This window comes from Pseudomonas quasicaspiana (assembly GCF_021147825.1).
GTDB classification, from domain to species: domain Bacteria; phylum Pseudomonadota; class Gammaproteobacteria; order Pseudomonadales; family Pseudomonadaceae; genus Aquipseudomonas; species Aquipseudomonas quasicaspiana.
Map to the genome: position 1 here is coordinate 23,800 of NZ_JAGTPI010000013.1, position 20,616 is coordinate 44,415.

Consider the following 20,616-nt stretch of genomic DNA (forward strand, 5'->3'; position numbering starts at 1 on the left):
TAGCGTAGCAAGCACCGGACCTGTAGGCGCTGGGCTATATCGCGCTGAATGAAGCAAAAAACTCATGCCGGTATTAACTATCTACCGCCTGAGGCACGACCAAACCTGATCACGTGCAGACTCTTTTATAGGAGTCATGCAATGAGCAAACCTGTAATCCAGCCTCACCATCACCACATCAAAAACACCCTGCCATCCTGGTACGTCTATGCAACCGCGCAATCGCGTCAGCGATTGCATCGCGACATGCTGCGCAGCCATCACCTGCGCAGCCAGGTGCAGAAGGCTCTGGGCAGCATGCAAGACCTTATGGCGTTCGCCAGGCCGTTGTTATCGAGGGCGCTGACACAGGCATTCGGGCCTGGGCTGGATGTCGACCGTGACCATTTTCGCCATGTCCGCTTCGCCGATACCTGGGTGCCACTGCCCAGTGAGTTGGTGGAGCGCAGCTTTACCGTGCAGTCTTTATTGGAGGCTGCGCTGCAGAATTTTCACAAGGAGGAAGTTGATGAGGTCACCGCCGACTCGGTGATTTATCACGGCAAGCCTGATCTTGCGAACTTCGCGTCGGGCAGCAGTTACCCTCACGCTTTGAGGGTGTCGCCCGCGAAGTTCATGGCGTTATGTCGCACCCTCGATATTGGTGGCCAATATCAGAATCATCTCAAGACTGTATTGGCGCCGGCTTCAAACACGCTGGCGACGGGGGCGTTGAGCACCACACAGATCAAGGATGTGCTGTGTCATCAGGCGCGCAATGCTTTTTACGTCCAGGCACACCTTGCCTATATGCAAGGGAGCGAGGTGCTGTCCGGCGACGCTTACCGCTCGGTCCTGGCGGCCAGCGGGCACTGGGCGGATCAGGGACAGACGCAGGCCGTGGATATCCAGCATCTGACACTGCTCGGTTTTGCTGTGCGCGACGTTCTGGTTTTCCAGGCTCGCAGCCTCAGCGGCTGTGTGGTGTATGTGCCGGGCGATCCTACTGCACCCCTCAAGGAATACGAGTCACTGGATCAGTTCGCGAAAGAGCTGCGTGCAAAGCTGAGAAAAGCTGGATACCAACGCTATTTCGCCGGTTTTATCGCGCAACGCCGCAGGGCCGAGTTTCTCACCACGCTTGGCGCGTGTCTGACACCGATGCGCGACCGTCGTGTGCCCGGGGATACGGGGCTTATACCCAGAATGTGGAGGGTGCCTGAGCTCGATGAGCATGCCGACCTGAAGCTGATCGCCGAGCCCCTTCCTTATCCACTGCTGGAGTATTTGTATTTTCAGCGAATGTTGCGCATCAAGGACGATGCCAGGGCATTGGCTGTGCCCACCGGCGATGAGGATGAAGCCTCACGCCGCGCACGGCTGGCTCACTGCCTGGCAATCGGCATGAACGTGGCCAATCTGGCGGCTTTATTTGTGCCGGTTCTGGGCGAGGTCATGATGGTGGTGGCGGGTGCGCAATTGCTGGTCGACACCTTTGAGGGCGTGGAAGCATGGATGGTTGGCAATATGGACCAGGCGCTTGAACATCTGGCCAGTGTTGCGGAAAACCTGGCGATGCTCGCGGTCTTTGCCGCCGCAGGTAAAGCAGCGTCTTCAGGTGAACTGCCAGCGATCAAGGACTCCTCGTTTGTAGGCAAAATGATACCTGTCAGGCTGGAAAATGGTCAGGCGCGACTGTGGTCAGCCGACCTCGAGCCCTTCGCTGTCGATGTCATCCTGCCGCAAGGTATCAAGCCCAGTGCCGAGGGTGTCTTCGAGCATCAGGGGGTTAAATACATAGGGCTGCAAGGGCGGTTCTACCGGGTAGAGCTGGACACTGCGCTGAATAAATGGCGAATCAGAGCGCCTCGCGGTAAGCGTTTTTCTCCAAAACTGGAGCACAACGGCGCAGGCGCCTGGCGGCATGAAGGTGAAAACCCGTTGCTGTGGGATTTGAAAACCTCGTTCCGGCGTCTGGGCTATTCGGTGGCGGATTTGTCCGCGCAAGCCACTGAAGATGTTTTGAGCGTAACGGGCACTGATCAGGCGTTGCTCACCACGTTGCATCTTGAGGGACAGCCACCGCCCGGAGCGTTGACGGACGTCATTGAACGTTTCGCGCTGAACGAGCGTGTGATGCAGATGAATGTCGAGCACCCGGAGTTGCTGTTCGAGCGCCTCAATCAGATGCGCGAAGCCAGCAATGACCCCATGGTGCAGCTCATCAAAAGGGATTTTCCGGGCATGACCAGCGCAGCCGCTGGCGAGTTGCTGCTTGAAGCCAGCGCCGAGCAGTTGGCGGCCCTGCGTACGACGCAATCTATCCCTGTCGAGATGACGGGGAGGGCACGCGGTTACCTGCAGCAAACCCGGATCAACCAGGCCCTTGAAGGCTTCTTTCTGCAATCGCGCTCGGGCAGCCCTGACACGCTGAAACTGTCCTTGCAGGGTTTGCAACAACTGCCGGGATGGCCCGAAGACCTGCGGATTGAAATCAGGGACGGTGCGTTCGGCGGGCCTTTGCTGGACGGCATAGGCGAGCGTTCGACTACCCGGCGAAGGATTTTGATCAAGCAAGGCAATCGCTACCTGCCTTGTGATGTCGCAGGTAAAGAACTCGCACCTCAAGCTGAATTCTTCGCGTCTGTCATCAAGGCTTTGCCCGCCGAAGTACCGCGTGCCATCGGCATCACTGATGCCGTTACGCTGCGTAGACGCATTGTCAGCGACGCCGTCGGACAACGCAGGCGGGTTGCGAAGACGCTTGGCCTTAAGGAAATTACCCCCGGTTTTCGTGGCCCGACACGTCTGGCGGATCGGCGTCTGGGTTATGAGTTGAGCGGGCGGGGCGCGGCGCTGCCCGATTTGCCAGTTGAGTTTGTTGAGTTGATAACGGCGATGAGCATCCTGTATCCGGAAGCGCCCGATCTGGCAACTCATGTGCAAAATCTGATGTTGCGGGGCTGGGACATCCCGCAATTGGTGGAAATGACCCGGGCCAGATTGCAGTCTTGGGAAATGTTGCGCAGTGCGCTGGAAGGTTGGGTAAACCCAAGTGGTCCCGGCCCTTCAATCAGCAACGAGCGATTGGCTGTTCGCCGGGTCGTCGCTGATGCGTTAGGTCGTACCTGGCGATTCAGTGACCTGATATCGCCTATGCACTCCAGGAACCTCTTGCTGGAGAACCTCGACCTTGCCGGGTTTTCCGATCTGCCCGACCTGCCTGCCCACTATGCACAGGTTCACCATCTGACGCTGAATAACATCACGGGTGCAGCCGAGGATATCAACCGCTTCCTGGGACGTTTTCCTGCGGTGAACCGGCTTGAAATACTCGGCCGTGGCTTGACTGAAATACCCGAAGGCGTGGCCGGAATGGGGGATCTGGTTCATCTGTCCCTCGAAGGCATGGGGCTGACGATCGATCAGCAATCCATGAATCTGTTCATGAGGATGCGAGCCCTGGACGACCTGGATCTGACCGGTAACGTAATTGGGGAAATCATAGACGTCGGTCGCCTGCATGTGTCGACACTCTGGCTCAACGAAACGGGATTGACCCAGTGGCCTTCATGGATCGACAGCCTTCCCCTGCATACGCTGGATATCAGTGACAACCAGATCGTGCACCTGCCTGACTACATCCTCGATAACAGCATGGGGCAGCCGTCGCAGATGACGATCCATGCTTATGGCAACCCTATCGATCATGAGGAACTGCGCAGGTTCTGGGTCAATGATCACGGCTTCGACATGACTTATCGCCTTGAATACGACTTCCCGGAGGAGATTCGTGATCTGGTGGTGGATACCACCTCCAGTGATGACGAAGCCTCGTCGGATGACGATGTCGATTGGCATACACACAATGCCGGTCATACGCCCCTGGCGCCGCCGGTACCAGTGGCGGATATCTGGCTGGTCGAAGGACGCACTGAACTTAATTCAAGACTCAACATTGCCTGGCAAACGGTGGAAGAGGCGGCGGATGCGCCCAACCTGCTGTTATTGCTGCAGCGCCTTCAAGAGGCTCCGGATTTTCAGCGCTTTCACGAAGAACTGGCTAATGACGTGATGAGGGTGCTCGAGGCCGCAGGGGAGGACCCTGCGCTGCGCGCTGAGCTGGAAGTCATGGCCAATGATCGGCTGTTCGGCGCTGATCAGACCTGTGAGGACGGCGCGAGGCTTATTTTCAGCGATATTCAGGTTGCAGTTTATGCCCGGAGGGAGTTGCAAGGCGTGTCCGGGGCGCGGCATACCGAAGTGCTGTTTCGGGTTATGCGTGGCCTGTTTCGCCTTAACGAGGTGCAGGCCATTGCTGATCTGGAAATCGCCAGCAGGGAAAGTCGCGGCATTCATGTTGATCATGCCGAAGTCCGTATGGCGTATCGAATCGGTCTGGCTGGCGATTTGAACTTGCCAGGGCAGCCATTGAGCATGGCCTGGGCCCGACTGGCTTCGGTGGATCGTCAGGCGATTCTCGCGGCACGGCGCCTGGTGCTGGAGCGCGAAATGGGTGACGGGTTTGTGAACTACGCGCTGGCTGATCGTCGCTGGACCGAGCGCTTGCGCGCCGAGCATCAAACCGATCTGGTGCGGGTGACTGCGTCCATCAGAGAGCAAATGGATGCCCTTGAGGAGCACCCTCCCATTGATATTGCCGAAGATCTACGTCGGCGCAGTGAGGTCAACGCACGTCTGGTCGCTGCCCACGTGACGAACGATCTGGAAGCCTTGGCACGGGAAAATCTTGAGCTTGAACAACTGATAGCCAATCCGCCGATTGATAACGATGAATACGACCGACAGGGCCGAGCCCTGATTGCGAGTCTGGAGGCTGCCGAAAGAGCCTTGCTGGAACAGCTGACCCATAACATGCGCCAGCAATGGTTCTGATTCATTGATCCACCTCCGGCAACTTTGCCGGGGATGGATTAGTCTCAGGCTTGTCAGCTATTACAGATATCGTTGCTGTGTGAGCCGGGCTTGCCCGCGATACAGGCGGTGCGGTCTATCTAGACAACCGCGTCATCGTTCATCGCGAGCAAGCTCGGCTCCCACAGAGTATCGCCGTATCAGATGTTTACAGGGTCCAGGCCAGAGAGGAGTCATGCATGTTCGAATCCGCTGAAATCGGTCACGCCATCGCCAAGGAAACTTATGACGCTGAAGTGCCCGCCTTGCGTGAAGCGTTACTGGAGGCGCAATACGATCTCCATGAGCAGGGCAAACGTCAGATCATCGTCCTGATCAATGGCATTGAAGGCGCGGGCAAGGGCGAGACGGTCAAGCTGTTGAATGAATGGATGGACCCGCGTTTCATCGAAGTGCGCACCTTCGATCAGCAAACCGATGAAGAGCTGGCGCATCCCACCGCCTGGCGCTATTGGCGGCAATTGCCAGCCAAAGGCCGTATGGGCGTTTTCTTCGGCAACTGGTACAGCCAGATGCTCCAGGGGCGGGTTCATGGGTTGTTCAAGGATGCGGTGCTGGATCAGGCAATCAATGGCTCCGAACGTCTTGAAAAAATGCTCACCGACGAAGGCGCGTTGATTTTCAAATTCTGGTTTCATCTGTCGAAGAAACAGATGAAATCGCGCCTCAAGCAGCTCAAGGATGACCCGCTGCATAGCTGGCGCATCAGCCCGCTGGACTGGCAACAATCGAAAACCTACGACAAGTTTGTTCGATACGGCGAGCGCGTTTTGCGGCGTACCAGCCGCGAGTACGCGCCGTGGCATGTCATTGAAGGCGTTGATCCGTATTACCGTAGCCTGACCGTGGGCAGATTGTTGCTTGAGGGTATGCAGGCAGCGCTGAACGCTCCCGAGCCCAACGCTCAACCGTTGAGCGTTGGACCTCTGGCGCATAACCACGACGACGTGACCCTGCTGGGTAGCCTCGACATGAGTTTGAGCCTGGATAAGGACGATTACGAAGAGCAGTTGATTACTGAACAGGCGCGTCTTTCGGGCAATATTCGTGACAAGCGCATGCGTAAGCATGCCTTGGTTGCTGTGTTCGAAGGCAATGACGCGGCGGGAAAGGGCGGTGCTATCCGGCGTGTCGCTGCGGCACTCGATCCACGTCAATACAGTATCGTGCCGATTGCGGCACCCAGTGAAGACGAGCGCGCCCAGCCCTATCTCTGGCGCTTCTGGCGGCAGATTCCGGCGCGGGGCAAATTTACCGTTTTCGACCGCTCCTGGTACGGTCGGGTGCTGGTGGAACGGGTTGAGGGTTTCTGCAGCGAGGCCGACTGGTTACGGGCCTATGGCGAGATCAATGACTTCGAAGAGCAATTGACCGATGCCGGGATTGTGGTGGTCAAGTTCTGGCTCGCTATCGACGACAAAACCCAGCTGGAGCGATTCAAGGCCCGGGAAAAGATCCCGTTCAAACGACACAAAATCACCGACGAAGACTGGCGCAACCGCGAAAAGTGGCCGCAGTACCGTGAGGCGGTGGGGGACATGGTGGACCGCACCAGCACTGAAATCGCGCCGTGGACACTGGTTGAAGCCAATGACAAACGCTGGGCGCGAGTGAAGGTGTTGCGCACACTGAATGAGGCGCTGGAAGCGGCGTTCGCCCGGGACAAGAAGAAGTAGGGCGCGCCGGGCTATCTGTTGGAGCCGAGCTTGCTCAGCTCCAACAAGTAGTGCGTCATCTAAAACCTGTCAGCCCTTGCAGGCTCCGAAACAGGCGTCCCTAGCCACGGTTATCCTTGAAGGGTCTGTGATTCATCGCTCCGGTAACGGGCCACTTCAACTGCGGGCAGGTAACCGCTTTCGACGACATCCATGTGCTGCCTGTCGGGGAAGCTGCTTTGAATCAAATCGGCCAACGGCATGGTCTGCCCTTGAGCACTGGCTACCGCCAACACGACAGCACCATAGAGCGGGGTCAAATCGCGCATGAATACTTCTCCCTAAGTAAGTCTGTTCTTGTTTGCCAAAAAACTGACGATCTATGCGTTTAAAACCGTATCAGGTTTGTAACATCACAGCTAAGAACAACTTTAGGAGTCGCCAAGACGTTTTTCTCATAACGCTTATACCGAAAAAAAACGCATGAGATCTGTCGGGTATCAAAGGGTTGGCTGGGCGTGAATCAAGGCTTGTGCAGTGTCTTCTGCCGCAGGATATAAATCGTGACTAATACCGCACAGGTCACCATAAATACCCTTGCCCAAATGTTGGGCACGAGATAACAGGAAAACCCGATGCTGATCCACATCGTGACAATCGCGTAGACCTTGCCCTTGAGTGGAATACCGTTGCCTTCCAGATAGCCACGAATCCACGGGCCCAGTCGTTTGTGATTGACCAGCCAGTTATAAAAGCGTGGAGAGCTGCGAGCAAAGCAGGCGGCGGCAAGCAGTAGAAAAGGCGTGGTGGGCATGATCGGCAGGAAAATACCGATCACCCCCAACGTCACGCTTATCCAGCCAACGCCAAGAAAGGCATACCGCACGAACCGATTAGGGCTCGTGCGTGGTGAGGCTTGCGCCATAGGCGCAGACTCAGTGGTGGCGGGGCTTGAGAATTGCCGGTTTCTCGTCCGGTGCCTGGCACAGCAAGTACAGCGCTGTCAGCGCTTCCGGGATCTGCACGATCATGTCGTCCATCAGATTGGCATCTGCGGCGATATCGGAGAACTCAGGCTGCTCATCGAACAGACCCGAACCGACCATGATGGGCAACAGCATTTCGCTGACTTCTTCCTCGGCAGTTTCGAACCAGGCGCTTTCGCGCAGGAACACGCCTTCCATGAAACCGATGCACCAGCCGCGCAGATCTGAATCGTCCGGCTCGTCGCCCAGATCCAGATCGCATGGCAGTTCGAATTCTTCGTCTGAAGCCAGTTGGCGAGCAATGTGCGCCTGCAACTGGATCAGCGTACCTTCGATCTCTTCACGCTGCGCGTCATCGGCGTAATGGGGTGGCTCGGAGAACAGCGCATCGATCCACTCGCGCTCAGGCACGCTCTCAGCACAGATCGAAAGGGCGGTCAGGTAGCCATGAGCGGCCACGTAGTCCAGTGCCTCGTCATGCAGTTCATCTGCATCGAGGAAGACTTGGAGGCGGTTTAGTTGCTCAGCGAAGGACATTGACAGGCTACCTTGAAAATAAACGATGCTGAATTCTAGGCCCTGAGCGTCCCGGGCGCCAGCGCGGAGGCAGACGCATTACGCTATAGCTTAATTTCGACCGCTTATATCCATGCCACCCCTTGCCTGTGACACGTCGGGTATACTGCCGCGCTTTAGCAGTGCAGCAGGACATTCTGGGGTTTTTATGCTCGAACAGGCGCAACGCGTACTTAAAGACATCTTCGGTTATGACAGCTTCCGTGGTCGCCAGGGTGCCATTATTGAACGCGTGGCCAGCGGCGGTGATGCGCTGGTATTGATGCCCACTGGCGGTGGCAAGTCGCTGTGCTTTCAGGTGCCCGGCCTGCTGCGTGACGGCCTGGCGGTAGTGGTATCACCCTTGATCGCCCTGATGGACGATCAGGTCGCGACCCTAGAAGAGCTGGGCGTTTCGGCGGCGGCGCTGAACTCGACCTTGAGCGCGGACCAGCAGCGCGAACTGGCCAACCGGATTCGTCTGGGCGAAATCAAGATGCTGTATCTGGCCCCGGAGCGTCTCGTCCAGCCGCGCATGTTGGCTTTTCTGCAGAATCTGCAGATTGCCCTGTTCGCCATCGATGAAGCTCACTGTGTATCCCAGTGGGGTCATGACTTCCGCCCTGAATACCTGCAGCTGGGTCAGTTGGCTGAACTGTTCCCCGATGTGCCGCGTATTGCCCTGACCGCTACGGCAGACAAGCGTACCCGTGAGGAAATCGTTACCCGGCTGCATTTGCAGAACGCCGAACGTTTCCTGTCCAGCTTTGACCGGCCGAATATTTTTTATCGCATCGTGCCCAAGGAGTCGCCGCGCAAGCAGCTGTTGGCGTTTTTGTCCGAGCGGCGCAGCGATGCCGGTATCGTCTATTGCCTGTCGCGCAAAAAAGTCGACGAAGTCGCCGCGTTCCTGTGTGAAAACGGTTATCCGGCGCTGCCTTATCATGCCGGTTTGCCTTCAGAAACCCGAGCCGCGAACCAGAAGCGCTTCCTTAATGAGGAAGGCCTGATCATGGTTGCGACCATCGCGTTCGGCATGGGCATCGACAAACCCAACGTGCGGTTTGTTGCGCACATGGACTTGCCCAAGTCGCTTGAGGCGTATTACCAGGAAACCGGTCGGGCGGGGCGTGATGGTCTGCCTGCCGATGCGTGGATGGCCTACGGCCTGCAAGACGTGCTGATGCTCAAGCAGATGTTGCAGAACTCCGAGGGCGACGAACGGCACAAACGTCTGGAGCATCACAAGCTGGATGCCATGCTGGCGCTGTGCGAAGAGACCCGTTGCCGCCGTCAGACGCTGTTGGCCTATTTCGACGAAGACATGCCTCAGCCCTGCGGTCATTGCGACAACTGTGTTGATGGCGTTCAGACCTGGGATGCCACCGAGCCTGCGCGTCAGGCGTTATCGGCGATCTATCGCACCGGCCAGCGTTATGGCGTGGGTCATCTGGTCGATGTATTGCTGGGTAAATCCACTGAGAAGGTACAGAGCTTCGGCCATCAACACCTTTCGGTGTTTGGCGTCGGCAAGGCGCGCGCCGAGGGCGAGTGGCGTTCGTTGTTCCGCCAGCTGGTTGCCCGTGGGCTGGCTGATATTGATCTGGAAGGCTACGGCGGCCTGCGCTTGAGCGACACCTGTCGTCCTTTGTTGCGGGGCGAAGTGACGCTGGAGCTGCGTCGCGATCTGAAACCGCAGACCACCGCGAAAAGCAGCTCCGGCAGCCCGGCCAGTCAACTGGTGCGCGGCGAAGAGCGCGAACAGTGGGAAGCGTTGCGTGCCCTGCGTCGCAAGCTGGCCGAAGAGCATGGCGTGCCGCCTTACGTTATTTTCCCGGATTCGACGTTGCTGGAAATGCTGCGCAGCAAACCGGAAACCATGTCTGACATGGCCCAGGTCAGCGGCGTCGGTGCACGCAAACTGGAGCGTTACGGCGAGGCCTTCCTTGAAGTGCTGGGCGGTGCTGCCGAAGCGCCGAAAGTTGTGGCTGATGTGCGCCACGAACTCATCAGTCTGGCCCGTGCCGGTATGACCCCGGCGCAGATTGCCGGCCAGTTGCAGTGCACCGAGAAGAACGTCTACAGCATGTTGGCTGAAGCCATCGGCAAGCAGCAGCTTTCGCTGGAGCAGGCACTGGATTTGCCGGAAGACCTGCTTGGCGAAATTCAGGATGCATTTCTCGACGGCGAGGGCGAGTTACCTCCCGTGGCCGCCATCGCCGAACAGTTCACCGGGCGCGTGCCTGAGGGTGTTCTGTATTGTGTACGCGCTGCGCTGCAGGCTGAGTTCGAGGTTTGATGCAACCCGGCTTTATCGCTTGAGCTGGAACACTATTCCGGTGGGGGCGAATTGATTCGCGAAGGGGCCGGTACATTCGCAGCGTATGTATCGCCTGAAACACCGACTTCCCGAATAAATTCGGTCTCACAAGTTTCGCGTCGTATATCAGATTGGCAGGCTGAGCTGGGTATCTCCCACATAGCACTACCCTGCAGGTCGCACATCTCCAATTCATCTACTTACAACCCCTCACTTGCCTCAATCCTGACGCCATGGTTAGCTGACTAATAATTAGTATCGACCACGAGTTTTCTATGCCAATGACAGATGAACATCGCTTCGGTATGCAACTGGCTCATATGTCCCGAGGCTGGCGTGCTGAGCTGGATCGACGCCTTGCCGATCTTGGGCTGTCTCAGGCGCGCTGGTTGGTGCTGCTGCATCTCGCCCGTTTTCAGGAGCCGCCAACGCAGCGCGAACTGGCGCAGAGTGTGGGTGTTGAAGGTCCGACACTCGCACGTTTGCTCGACAGCCTTGAAGCGCAGAGTCTGGTTCAGCGCCATGCAGTAGCTGAAGATCGCCGGGCGAAGAAAATCGTCCTGTGCGACACCGCCTGGCCTTTGATCCAGAAGATCGAAGCCATCGCCACGGCATTGCGGGTCGAGCTGTTTGCGGGTATCGATGAAGAGGAGCTGCGGGTTTGCATGCGCGTTCATACGCGTATCCTCGCGAACCTCGAAAGATCCTGAGGCACACACGCTGCTTCTCGCTCATACTTGCAGCCAAGACATTGAAGTCCACGCCATATATTGAATATGCAAAGAAGCCTTTTCAGGTTTCGATAAGGGTTCGTATGCGCAACAGCTCTCAGGCGGCTACACGATCAGGTTTTGCCAGGACCGCTTTACGTCGCGGCTTCATAGTCGCGGCTTTATCTTCGGCATCGATGTTGTACTCGACGTTGGCATCCGCATTGGGCATGGGCGATATCACCCTGCACTCGGCCCTCAATCAGCCGCTGAATGCTGAAATCGAATTGGTGGAAACCGCAGGCCTGAGTGCCGATGACATCGTCGCAAGACTGGCCTCGCCGGAAGAATTTGCCCGCGCGGGAGTCGACCGGGTGTTCTTCTTCAATGATTTTCGTTTCACGCCGGTCATCCGCGGTAATCGCGGCGTGATTCGCGTGGTATCAAGCAAACCGGTCACCGAGCCTTACTTGCAATTCCTGGTACAAGTCATACGGCCAGGCGGCGATATGCTGCATGAATACACGTTGCTGCTGGACCCGGCGACGTCTGAGCAGGGGCGTGCTGCGGTGGCGGGAAGGCCCCGGGCGTCCGCGACACCAGGCGCCGAGCAGTCACGAATGCCGGTTGCACCACCCGTGGCACTGGAAGGGAAGCGCTACTCGGTGGTGGGCGGAGATACGCTCAACTCCATCGCACGACGCATGCAGGGATCGGGCGGCAGTGCTTCGGCAGGACGACTTGCTGACGGTATCAAGGCGCTCAATCCTCAGGCCTTTCCTAACGGCGACAGCACGGCGCTGAAGGTCGGACAGAGTTTGTTGCTGCCTGATGCAGCAGTTTTGCCCAACAGTAATCCTGCGCCCGCATCAACAGCAGCAGCTCCGCAACCAACAGCCCAGGCCCAGCGTGGCGCTGAACAGCTCGCCGTTTCAGCCATCGAAAATCAGCTGCTGACCAAGACCGTGGATGACCTGCGCGTTCAATTGGAGGGCATGCAGGCGTCCATTGATGGCAAGGACAAGCAGATAGTCAGCTTGCAGACCGAGTTGGCGGAGAGTCGTGGCGCCACGGCACAGCCTGCTCCGGCAGTACCCGCACCGGTCGATACGCCTGCCGCAGCGCCGACTGCCAGTCCACAGTCGCAGGAGGGTTCCTTGTTGACCTCGCCGCTGTTGGTGGGTGCTCTGGCGATTCTGCTCTTGCTGCTCGTGCTTGCCTGGTCAGTGCAACGTAACCGGCGCAAGCAATCCATGCCCAAGCCAGCCGTCGTCGATCCAACCTTGAGTAACCCGGCCCGTGAGCCGGTTGTCCCGACTTACGACACGCCAGCCGCAGCCGCCAGAGTGCCAACGCCTGTTGTCACGGCTCCGGCGCCTTCACGCCCGGCCCCGGCCCGTGCGGCCGCAGGCAGTACCGATGCGCTGGATGGCGTCAGTATCTACATTGCTTATGGGCGGTTTGCCGAGGCCATGGGGATTTTGCGCGATGCCTTGGTCAAGCAGCCCGAGCGTACGGATATTCGTGTACGCATTCTCGAGTTGCTGGCAGAGCAGGGGGACTCAGCAGGTTTTGCTCAGGAAGAACTGCTTGCTCTGGAGAATGGTGTGGACGCTGAACAGGTTCAGCAAATTCGATCACGTTATCCACAGCTCAAGCCCGCCGAGGAAGCTTCCAGTGTCACTCCGGTGGTACGTGCCGCAGCGCCCGTAGCGGCAGCAGTTGTTGCGGCCGAAGTTGCTAAAGAAGTCGCGAACGAAGAGCCCGCTCAGCTTGATGAGAATGCCGCCTCAGCGGTCCATCCTGAACCTGGGTTCGATGATTTTCAGTTGAACCTGGATGACTTGTCGATGGATGCCGACTGGGATTTGGTGGACCCATTCGACAAGCCGGTGGCTGTGCGAGCTGAAGCACCGACAGAGGAGGTTACGGTTCACGAGCCCGAATTCTCGTCGAATCTCACCGAGCTGCCCGGCGTGGAGGAAATTCCGGATGATCGTTTCCTCAGTGATTTCCCTGAAGAAGAGGGGATCATCGAGTCAAACAGTGACGCTCTCGACGACTCATTCCTGGATGGCTTCATGGATGAGTCCGGCGAGTTCGACCTGCTTGATCTTGAAGAGGTCCCTCTGAGCAAGGTCAATCAGGCTCAAGTGCTGATCGATGAAGGCGATATCGAGGGCGCTCGCGAGCTGCTGCAGCAAGTGATTGATGAGTCTGATGACGAACACCAACAGACGGCTCGTGATCTCCTGGCCGGTTTGTAGGAGCCATCCCAGTGTTAATGGCTCCAAGCTGTCGAGAAGCAGACAGTGATGCTGCTGGAGCGAGGCTTGCCCGCGAACCGGGCGACTCGGTACGTCAGACACACCGCATTATCGTTCTTCGCGGGCAAGCCTCGCTCCAACAGAACCGCTGTTAATTCAATTTGTAGTTAGTCCCTGAGATTCTTTCCATGTCTACCGTGAAGCCTGAAATCGTCATCACCTACTGCACGCAATGCCAGTGGCTATTGCGCGCAGCATGGCTGGCTCAGGAGTTGCTCAGTACCTTTTCCGATGACCTGGGCAAGGTCTCACTGCAACCCGGGACTGGCGGTGTATTCATCATCACCTGTGACGGCGTGCAGTTATGGGAGCGAAAGGCCGATGGTGGATTCCCCGAGGCAAAGGTACTCAAGCAGCGGGTTCGTGATCAGATTGATCCTCAGCGTGATCTGGGGCACAACGACAAGACCACGCAGGGTCAGTGAGTCGTGGCTGCCTGAGGTTTTGTTTTACTGCTCATCAAGCCTGAAACCACAATGGCGATGATGATCAGTGCACCTCCCAGCAGCATGCTCAGGGTGGGAATTTCGGCAAATAGCAGCCAGGCGAAGGTGATGCCGTAAACCGGCTCCATCGCAAAAACCACCGCTGCAGTCCGCGCCTTGATCACTCCCAGACTGGCCACGAACAGGCTGTGAGCCAGGCCGGTGCAGAACACCCCCAGTAGACCTATCCACAGCCAGTCCAGCGCAGGAACACTGCCCAATACAGGCGCGGCCATCGGCAGCAGGCAAGCTGCAACGATCAGGTTCTGATACAGCGCAGCCTGCACCGGCGGGACGTTTTTCGAACTGACGCGATTGACCAGCGAAAGCAACGAAAAAGTCAGTCCGGAAAAAACTGCCCATAACAGACCGCTGGTGGCCTCACTGGCCAGATTGAATTCGGGTGTGACCAGCACCAGTCCGATACTGACCAGCACCACCAGAATGATTTCATTGCTGCGGATGCGTTCACGGAACAGTAGCCCTTCGAGTATCACCGTGAAGGCCGGGAAGCTGGCAAAGCCCAAAGTGGCGACGGCGACGCCGGCAACTTTCACCGCGATGAAAAAACTCACCCAGTGCGCGGCCAGCAACACGCCTGCAAGTAATAGCCGCGCCCAATCGGCGCGCTGCAAGGTTTTCCATGCAGTATTGCTGGCAAAGCGGGCAAAGAACGCCAGGGCTATAACGGCGAAGATTCCGCGACCGAAGACAATGACGGAAGGTGAAGCGCTGGCCAGTTTGCCGAAGACGCCAGTCAGGCCAAACATCAATGCGCCGATATGCAAGGCGCCCAGGGCGGAGCGGGGAGTCATGCTGATCCTTAGTCACTGCAATGCAGGTGGTCTGGAAAACGCACTGTCCAGCACCGAACGGGGTGTTGTCAGTAGTCGTTATGTCTGGTTGTTAACCAAATCCTGTGGGAGCGAATTCATTCGCGAAAGCGGTATTTCAGGCGATAAATTTTTGTCAGGAGTGCCTGCCTGTTCGCGAATGAATTCGCTCCCACTGGGCACCAGAGCATCCTGAAGATAGCCGTAATCCCGAACGGGTGTATGGTCGCCTCGCAGCAGTCTACCAGCGCCCGCCCTGAAGCATTCAGTCCAACTATTCCTGTGCATTGTCATGACATTGCCACAACCCGGTCACATTCGATTAACCGGCACCGGGCACTCTCATGCAAACCCAGCAGGAGATGGTTCATGACCAGTGCTCAGCTTGCCAAACCCAGCCGTAAGCAACGCGTTCGCACTTTGTGGATTTCCGATGTGCATTTGGGCACGCGGGATTGCCAGGCGGAACACCTGACTCACTTCCTCAAAGGCTATCAGGCTGACAAGGTCTATCTGGTCGGCGATATCATCGACGGCTGGAAGCTGCGGGGCGGCATGTATTGGCCACAGGCTCACACAAATGTGATCCGCCGCTTGCTGACCATGAGCAAACGCGGCACCGAGGTGATCTATGTCACCGGCAACCACGATGAGTTTTTGCGCCGCTATTCGAAACTGATTCTTGGCAATATCCATCTGGTGGATGAAGCCGAGCATGTCACTGCTGACGGGCGTCGTTTTCTGGTTATCCACGGCGACCAGTTTGACGTAATCACCCGCTATCACCGCTGGCTGGCGTTTCTGGGCGACTCGGCCTATGAATTCACCCTGACACTCAACCGCTGGCTGAACCACTGGCGGGCGAAGTATGGCTACGGTTACTGGTCTTTATCGGCTTATCTAAAGCACAAGGTGAAGACTGCCGTCAGTTTCATCAGTGACTTTGAAGAAGCCATCGCCCATGAGTGCGTCAAGCGCGGCCTGGATGGCGTGGTATGTGGGCATATCCACCATGCCGAGATGCGCAGGGTCGGTGGAGTGGAATACCTGAACTGCGGTGACTGGGTCGAATCCTGTACGGCGTTGATCGAGCATCTGGACGGCACTATTGAGCTGTTTCGGCTCGCGGATGCTCATCTCAAGCACAAGGAACCGCTTGCTGAGGAAGCGCTTGAGGCCAGCGAGCCGGTGGTCTAGAACGGTACCTTGCCCGTCAGCATGTCTCGGTACATCACAAAATCGCCCAGCAGACTGTAAAGCGGATGCTTGAACGTGGCAGGGCGGTTTTTCTCGAAGAAGAAATGGCCAACCCAGGCGAAGCCATATCCCGCCAGCGGCACGAGCCAGATCAGGCTCCAACTGCCGCTGCCAATCACAAACGCCAGCAGGAAAATAACCAGACTGGTGCCCACGAAGTGCAGACGACGGCAGGCGCTGTCGCGGTGTTCCTGCAGATAGTAAGGGTAGAAATCGGCGAAGCGGGTAAACGACTTGGTGGTTTCCATGGCTGGAGTTCCTGATCGTTGGCGCTATTGGGTTTAATGTCAGCTGGCTTTGCGTCAGTTGACATTAAACGCCATTACGATCAGTGACGCCAGAATGCCGGAATGCACAGCACCAGCACGGTAATGATCTCAAGACGTCCCAGCAGCATGCCTCCTGACAGAATCCACTTCGCCGCGTCTGGCAGGGTGGCGAAGTTACCTGCCGGGCCGATGGTCTCACCCAGGCCAGGACCTACGCCGGACACGGTACTTGCAGCGCCGGTCAGTGCCGTCATCCAGTCGAGCCCCAGCAGCGACAGCAACAGGGCGATGCCGCAGATCGTGATGGTGAAGAAGAACGAGAACGTCAGGATCGAACGGACGATTTCGTCGTCCAGGCGGTGGCCGTTATACGTCTGCTTGAGCACTGCACGCGGGTGGATCAACTGATTGAGGTTGGCCTTGAGCAGAATGTAGGCTACCTGAAAGCGGAATATTTTCACGCCGCCAGCGGTGGAGCCGGAGCAGCCACCGATAAAGCCCAGGTAGAAAAAAAACATCAGCGCGAAGTTGCCCCACAGGCTGTAATCGCCGAGGGCGAAACCGGTGGTGGTTACGACGGATGTCACGTTCAGGGCCACGTGACGGAGTGCGTCGTACCATGGCAGATCAGTGGTCGCCCAGTACCACGCGCCCAGTACAAGCCAGGTAACCAGCAACAAACCCAACAGCCCGCGAACCTGTTCATCACGAAACAGGGCGCCGCGGTTACCCCGCAGGGTTGCCACATACAAGGTGAACGGCAGGCTACCGAGGATCATCACCACAATGGCGACCCAATGCACGGCAGGTTCCGGCCATTTGGCCAGGGACAGGTCAGAGGTGGAAAATCCGCCCGTCGAGATGGCAGACATGGCGTGGTTGATCGCATCGAACAGGCTCATGCCCGCCGCCCAGAAGGCCAGGCTGCCCAGCGCGGTAATGCTGACGTAGGCCAGTACGATAAACTTGGCCACCATGTGCGAGCGGGGCATGACCTTTTCCGAGCGGTCGGAAGATTCGGTCTGGAACAGGCGCATGCCACCGATACGCAGCAGGGGCAGAATGGCTACCGCCATACCGATAAAGCCGATCCCGCCGAGCCAGTGAAGCATCGAGCGCCAGATGAGGATGCCCGGTGACATGGTGTCCAGGCCGCTGAGCACGGTAGAACCGGTCGCGGTAATGCCGGACATGCTTTCAAAGAACGAGTCTGTGTAACTGATGTGCTGGGTGAGCAGAAACGGCAGGGCGGCGAACACGCAGACGACGATCCAGCTGGATACCGTCAGCAAGTACATGTCTCGCGGACGCAGATGCACGTGTTCCGGTCGTCCCGGAGTGATCAACGCAAGACCGGCCATGAACGTCAGCAGACTGGCCCACAGGAAGGATCGCAGGTCTTCAAAGCGATCGTAGATCACCAGGGTCACCATGGGCACGACCATGGCGATGGCCAGGGTGATCAGGAATATGCCGATAATGAAACCGATGATGCGAAGGGTCGGCAACGCCATGCAGTCACTCTGACTAGTTCGGGGAAAGGCGCCATTCTACCTGCGGCCCACGGCAAGTAAACCGTGGCCTGTACGCCGCAGTGTGTAAGTAATTGCCTCGGCAGTTCGTTATCCGGGTGCACAGGCTCTAGAATGGCCCATCATTTTTCAAGGAGGTAGCCCATGGAGGCGCTCGACGTATTGCTCAATCGTGTCTCGGTCCCGCGATTGATCGACCCGGCCCCGGATGCAGCCCAGCGCGAAATACTGTTCAGTGCCGCCATGCGCGCGCCGGATCACGGCCAGCTGCGGCCATTCCGTTTTATCACCGTGGAAGGCGCAGCCCGTGAGCGTATGGGGGACTTGCTTGCCCAGGCGCTGCAGGCCAGCGGATCGGAAGTGACCCCGCAAGCATTGGACAAGGCACGTCTTGGCCCATTACGCGCGCCGCTGGTGGTGGTTGTCGTTGCCCGTCTGCAGGATCACTACAAGGTGCCGAAGGCTGAGCAACTGATTACTGCGGGCTGTGCGGCCCATAGCGTGTTGCTGGCGTCCTACGCGCTGGGCGTCGGGGCGGTGTGGCGTACCGGCGAGTTGTCGTATTCGCCACTCGTCGCCAAAGGTTTCGGCCTGGCGGATGACGAAGAAGTGATCGCCTTCCTGTATCTGGGCACGCCACAGAACCCGCCACGGGTTGCTGCGAAAGTGGATGTGGTAGATTTTGTGAGTGAGTGGCAGGGTTAGGGCTGAGTTTGTAATGGACTGAAAACGTTATCCCTGTGGGAGCGAATTCATTCGCGAAGAGGCCAGTACATTCGATGCAATTTCGTCGGCTGTAACATTGCCTTCGCGAATGAATTCGCTCCCACACAGTCTGCACAGATCCGGGTTTTCCACACGCCCCCGTTCTATTACTGCCCCGAACCCACCGGCTCCGCTGGCAAATCAATAGTCGCCAGAAACCCGCCCTCGGGATGATTACCCAGAATCAATTCCCCGCCATGACGTTGCGCGGCACGACGAGCAATTGCCAGTCCCAGGCCGTGCCCCGGTGCGGCCTGGCCGGGGGCGCGGTAAAACGGCTCGCCCAGTTGCGTCAGGTGCTCAGCCGCTACGCCAGGTCCATGATCGCGCACACTCAGCTGTAGCCGGTCGCCGACCCGTTTTGCCTGAATGTCTATCGGCTTGCCAGCCGGGTTGAAGCGCAAAGCGTTACGCAACAGATTGTCAGTGGCCCGCTCAATCATGTCAGGCCAGCCCTGCAGATGCAGATTGGGCTCAACGCTCACGGCGATTTGTTGATCGTTACCGTCCAGATTTGCATCGTTCTTGAGGCGCAGAAGCAATGCGTTGAGATCAATAGGCTCAGCGCTGCTCAGTTGCGCATCAAGGCGTGCCAGAGCGAGGATTTCGCTGATCAGCGCTTCCAGACGATCACATTCGCGGCTGAGGCGCGGCCAGAGCTTTTCCCGTTCGGCCGGTTCCGCCCGTTCTGCCAGCGCCAGTGCGATACGCAAACGGGCCAGTGGCGAGCGCAATTCATGGGACACATCGCGCAGCAACTGGCGCTGACTGCCGATCAGACTCTGCAGCCGCGCGCCCATGCGATTGAAGTCAGTGGCCAACACGCCGAATTCATCCCGGCGATTCGCCAGTTGCGCGAGGCTGTTTTGTTGATAAGTGGTTTGCCCAAGATCATGCACCGCGCCGCGCAAACGGCTGAGGGGGCGAGTGATGGACAAGGTCACCAGCAGGCTGAACAAGGTCAGCACCACCAGGGCAATACCCAGCGCGCTGAGCGGCCACATCAGGCTGTCGCGGTGCCACGCATCCAGCTCCGGGTGAGGGATGCGATAGATGAACAGGTAGGTTTCGCCGGTTTTTTCGCTGGTGTATTCCGTCGTCAGGCGACGCCACGGAAGCGGTCCTGGATTATCGCCCTGACGGGCTTCAAGTGCCGCAGCACGAGGTGAGAGAGTACCCCGTACCACCGGATCGCCAACATCGTTGAGGACCTGAACATCTATGTGCTTTTTGCGTTTGAGGCTTTGCAGGTAGTCCTGTGCGGCGTCCGCACCCTGGTTTTCATACTGCTCGGTCCACTTTTGCGGCAGATGACTCAGCAGCGGGTGACGGCTGAGGATCCACGCGTCTTGATTAAGCATGTGGCCGAGCAGGATCGACAGCCCTGCAACCAGGGCAATGGCCAGCCAGAAGCTAGCCAGAATTCGCCAGAACAATGAACGCACGGGACAACCTCAAATAGGAAAACCCGGCACGCTTGGGGAGTGCCGGGTTCAGGTGTATCAGTAGCTTACTGGGCTTTTTGCGCTTTTTGCGCCTTCCACGCTTCGAATTCAGCGCGTTCGGCCATTTTTGCTGCGCGCTCTTTCTGCATCTCGTCGAATTCCTTCTGCTGGTCAGGCTTGAGCAGCGCACGGATATCGCTATCGGTTTTGGTGCGCTTGGCGTCCAGTTCGTCTTTCATGGCTTTCTGGTCAGCGGGCGACAGCTTGGCCAGATACTTTTCAGTGATGTCCTTGCGGTCGTGCATTCGCTCGCCCATCAGTTTGCCGATCTGTTGGCGCTGTTCGGGGGTCAGGTCCAGCTTGCCGAAGGGGCCGCGGTCATGGTGCATGCCAGCACGTGGACCGTCAGGGCCTGGACCGAAACCAGGGCCATCGCCAGGTGCAGCCATTGCAACGGTAGGCAGGGCAGCAGCGAACATCAAAGCGATCAGAGTCTTGCGCATGGTGTATCTCCTTGTCTCGAATCCGGCTCGTTGCCGGTTGAGGCCAGTTTAGGGAGATCA

16 protein-coding genes are annotated in these 20,616 nt (G+C 57.8%); 8 read left to right on the forward strand and 8 right to left on the reverse strand.

Annotated features, from left to right (window positions below):
• Positions 1-141: 141 nt before the first annotated feature.
• Positions 142-4,875: an NEL domain-containing protein gene (locus KDX30_RS10630; protein WP_231675712.1), complete on the forward strand. Its 4,734-nt coding sequence runs from the start codon at positions 142-144 to the stop codon at positions 4,873-4,875.
• A gap of 218 nt (positions 4,876-5,093) precedes the next feature.
• A complete protein-coding gene (gene pap / locus KDX30_RS10635; RefSeq protein ID WP_231675713.1) occupies positions 5,094-6,590 on the forward strand; it encodes a polyphosphate:AMP phosphotransferase in 1,497 nt (498 codons plus the stop codon).
• A 110-nt stretch (positions 6,591-6,700) separates the two neighbouring features.
• Here the strand turns inward: pap and KDX30_RS10640 are convergent, their stop codons facing one another.
• From KDX30_RS10640 to KDX30_RS10650, 3 genes are all read right to left on the reverse strand, one after another.
• The gene (locus KDX30_RS10640; RefSeq protein ID WP_231675714.1) at positions 6,701-6,898 is read right to left on the reverse strand and encodes a hypothetical protein; all 198 of its coding nucleotides are present in this window, start codon (positions 6,896-6,898) and stop codon (positions 6,701-6,703) included.
• 194 nt (positions 6,899-7,092) lie between these two features.
• Entirely contained in the window at positions 7,093-7,494 is a 402-nt protein-coding gene (locus KDX30_RS10645; protein WP_027900057.1) for a YbaN family protein, read from the reverse strand.
• Positions 7,495-7,504: 10 nt separating this feature from the next.
• Positions 7,505-8,092 (reverse strand): UPF0149 family protein, encoded by a 588-nt coding sequence (locus KDX30_RS10650; RefSeq protein ID WP_027900056.1) that lies wholly within the window; start codon positions 8,090-8,092, stop codon positions 7,505-7,507.
• A gap of 187 nt (positions 8,093-8,279) precedes the next feature.
• On the opposite strand from KDX30_RS10650, the gene recQ reads away from it, so the two are divergent.
• The 4 genes from recQ (at position 8,280) to KDX30_RS10670 (ending at position 13,892) form a co-directional block, all read left to right on the forward strand.
• Positions 8,280-10,409 (forward strand): DNA helicase RecQ, encoded by a 2,130-nt coding sequence (recQ, locus tag KDX30_RS10655; protein ID WP_099269596.1) that lies wholly within the window; start codon positions 8,280-8,282, stop codon positions 10,407-10,409.
• Between the two features lie 296 nt (positions 10,410-10,705).
• Positions 10,706-11,140 (forward strand): MarR family transcriptional regulator, encoded by a 435-nt coding sequence (locus KDX30_RS10660; protein WP_027900054.1) that lies wholly within the window; start codon positions 10,706-10,708, stop codon positions 11,138-11,140.
• Positions 11,141-11,244: 104 nt separating this feature from the next.
• Entirely contained in the window at positions 11,245-13,407 is a 2,163-nt protein-coding gene (locus KDX30_RS10665; RefSeq protein ID WP_231675715.1) for a FimV/HubP family polar landmark protein, read from the forward strand.
• Between the two features lie 188 nt (positions 13,408-13,595).
• The gene (locus tag KDX30_RS10670) at positions 13,596-13,892 is read left to right on the forward strand and encodes a SelT/SelW/SelH family protein (protein ID WP_027900052.1); all 297 of its coding nucleotides are present in this window, start codon (positions 13,596-13,598) and stop codon (positions 13,890-13,892) included.
• Here KDX30_RS10670 and KDX30_RS10675 read toward each other — a convergent pair.
• Positions 13,886-14,767, reverse strand: a complete 882-nt coding sequence (locus KDX30_RS10675; RefSeq protein WP_231675716.1) for a DMT family transporter — start codon at positions 14,765-14,767, stop codon at positions 13,886-13,888. The two genes, KDX30_RS10670 and KDX30_RS10675, sit on opposite strands and share 7 nt — an antisense overlap.
• A gap of 387 nt (positions 14,768-15,154) precedes the next feature.
• Between KDX30_RS10675 and KDX30_RS10680 the strand changes: the two genes are divergently transcribed.
• A complete protein-coding gene (locus KDX30_RS10680; protein WP_027900050.1) occupies positions 15,155-15,982 on the forward strand; it encodes a UDP-2,3-diacylglucosamine diphosphatase in 828 nt (275 codons plus the stop codon).
• Here KDX30_RS10680 and KDX30_RS10685 read toward each other — a convergent pair.
• Both KDX30_RS10685 and KDX30_RS10690 read right to left on the reverse strand, forming a co-directional pair.
• Positions 15,979-16,290: a DUF962 domain-containing protein gene (locus KDX30_RS10685; protein ID WP_027900049.1), complete on the reverse strand. Its 312-nt coding sequence runs from the start codon at positions 16,288-16,290 to the stop codon at positions 15,979-15,981. The two genes, KDX30_RS10680 and KDX30_RS10685, sit on opposite strands and share 4 nt — an antisense overlap.
• An 80-nt stretch (positions 16,291-16,370) precedes the next feature.
• Positions 16,371-17,825 carry a TrkH family potassium uptake protein gene (locus tag KDX30_RS10690; protein ID WP_027900048.1) on the reverse strand — a complete coding sequence of 485 codons (1,455 nt, stop codon included), beginning with the start codon at positions 17,823-17,825 and terminating at the stop codon, positions 16,371-16,373.
• Between the two features lie 162 nt (positions 17,826-17,987).
• On the opposite strand from KDX30_RS10690, the gene KDX30_RS10695 reads away from it, so the two are divergent.
• Positions 17,988-18,548, forward strand: coding sequence for a nitroreductase family protein (locus tag KDX30_RS10695; RefSeq protein ID WP_027900047.1), 561 nt, complete (start codon positions 17,988-17,990; stop codon positions 18,546-18,548).
• A 167-nt stretch (positions 18,549-18,715) separates the two neighbouring features.
• Here KDX30_RS10695 and KDX30_RS10700 read toward each other — a convergent pair whose 3' ends face one another.
• Positions 18,716-20,053 (reverse strand): sensor histidine kinase, encoded by a 1,338-nt coding sequence (locus tag KDX30_RS10700; protein WP_231675717.1) that lies wholly within the window; start codon positions 20,051-20,053, stop codon positions 18,716-18,718.
• Between the two features lie 65 nt (positions 20,054-20,118).
• Entirely contained in the window at positions 20,119-20,556 is a 438-nt protein-coding gene (locus KDX30_RS10705; protein ID WP_027900045.1) for an LTXXQ domain protein, read from the reverse strand.
• Between the last annotated feature and the right edge of the window lie 60 nt (positions 20,557-20,616).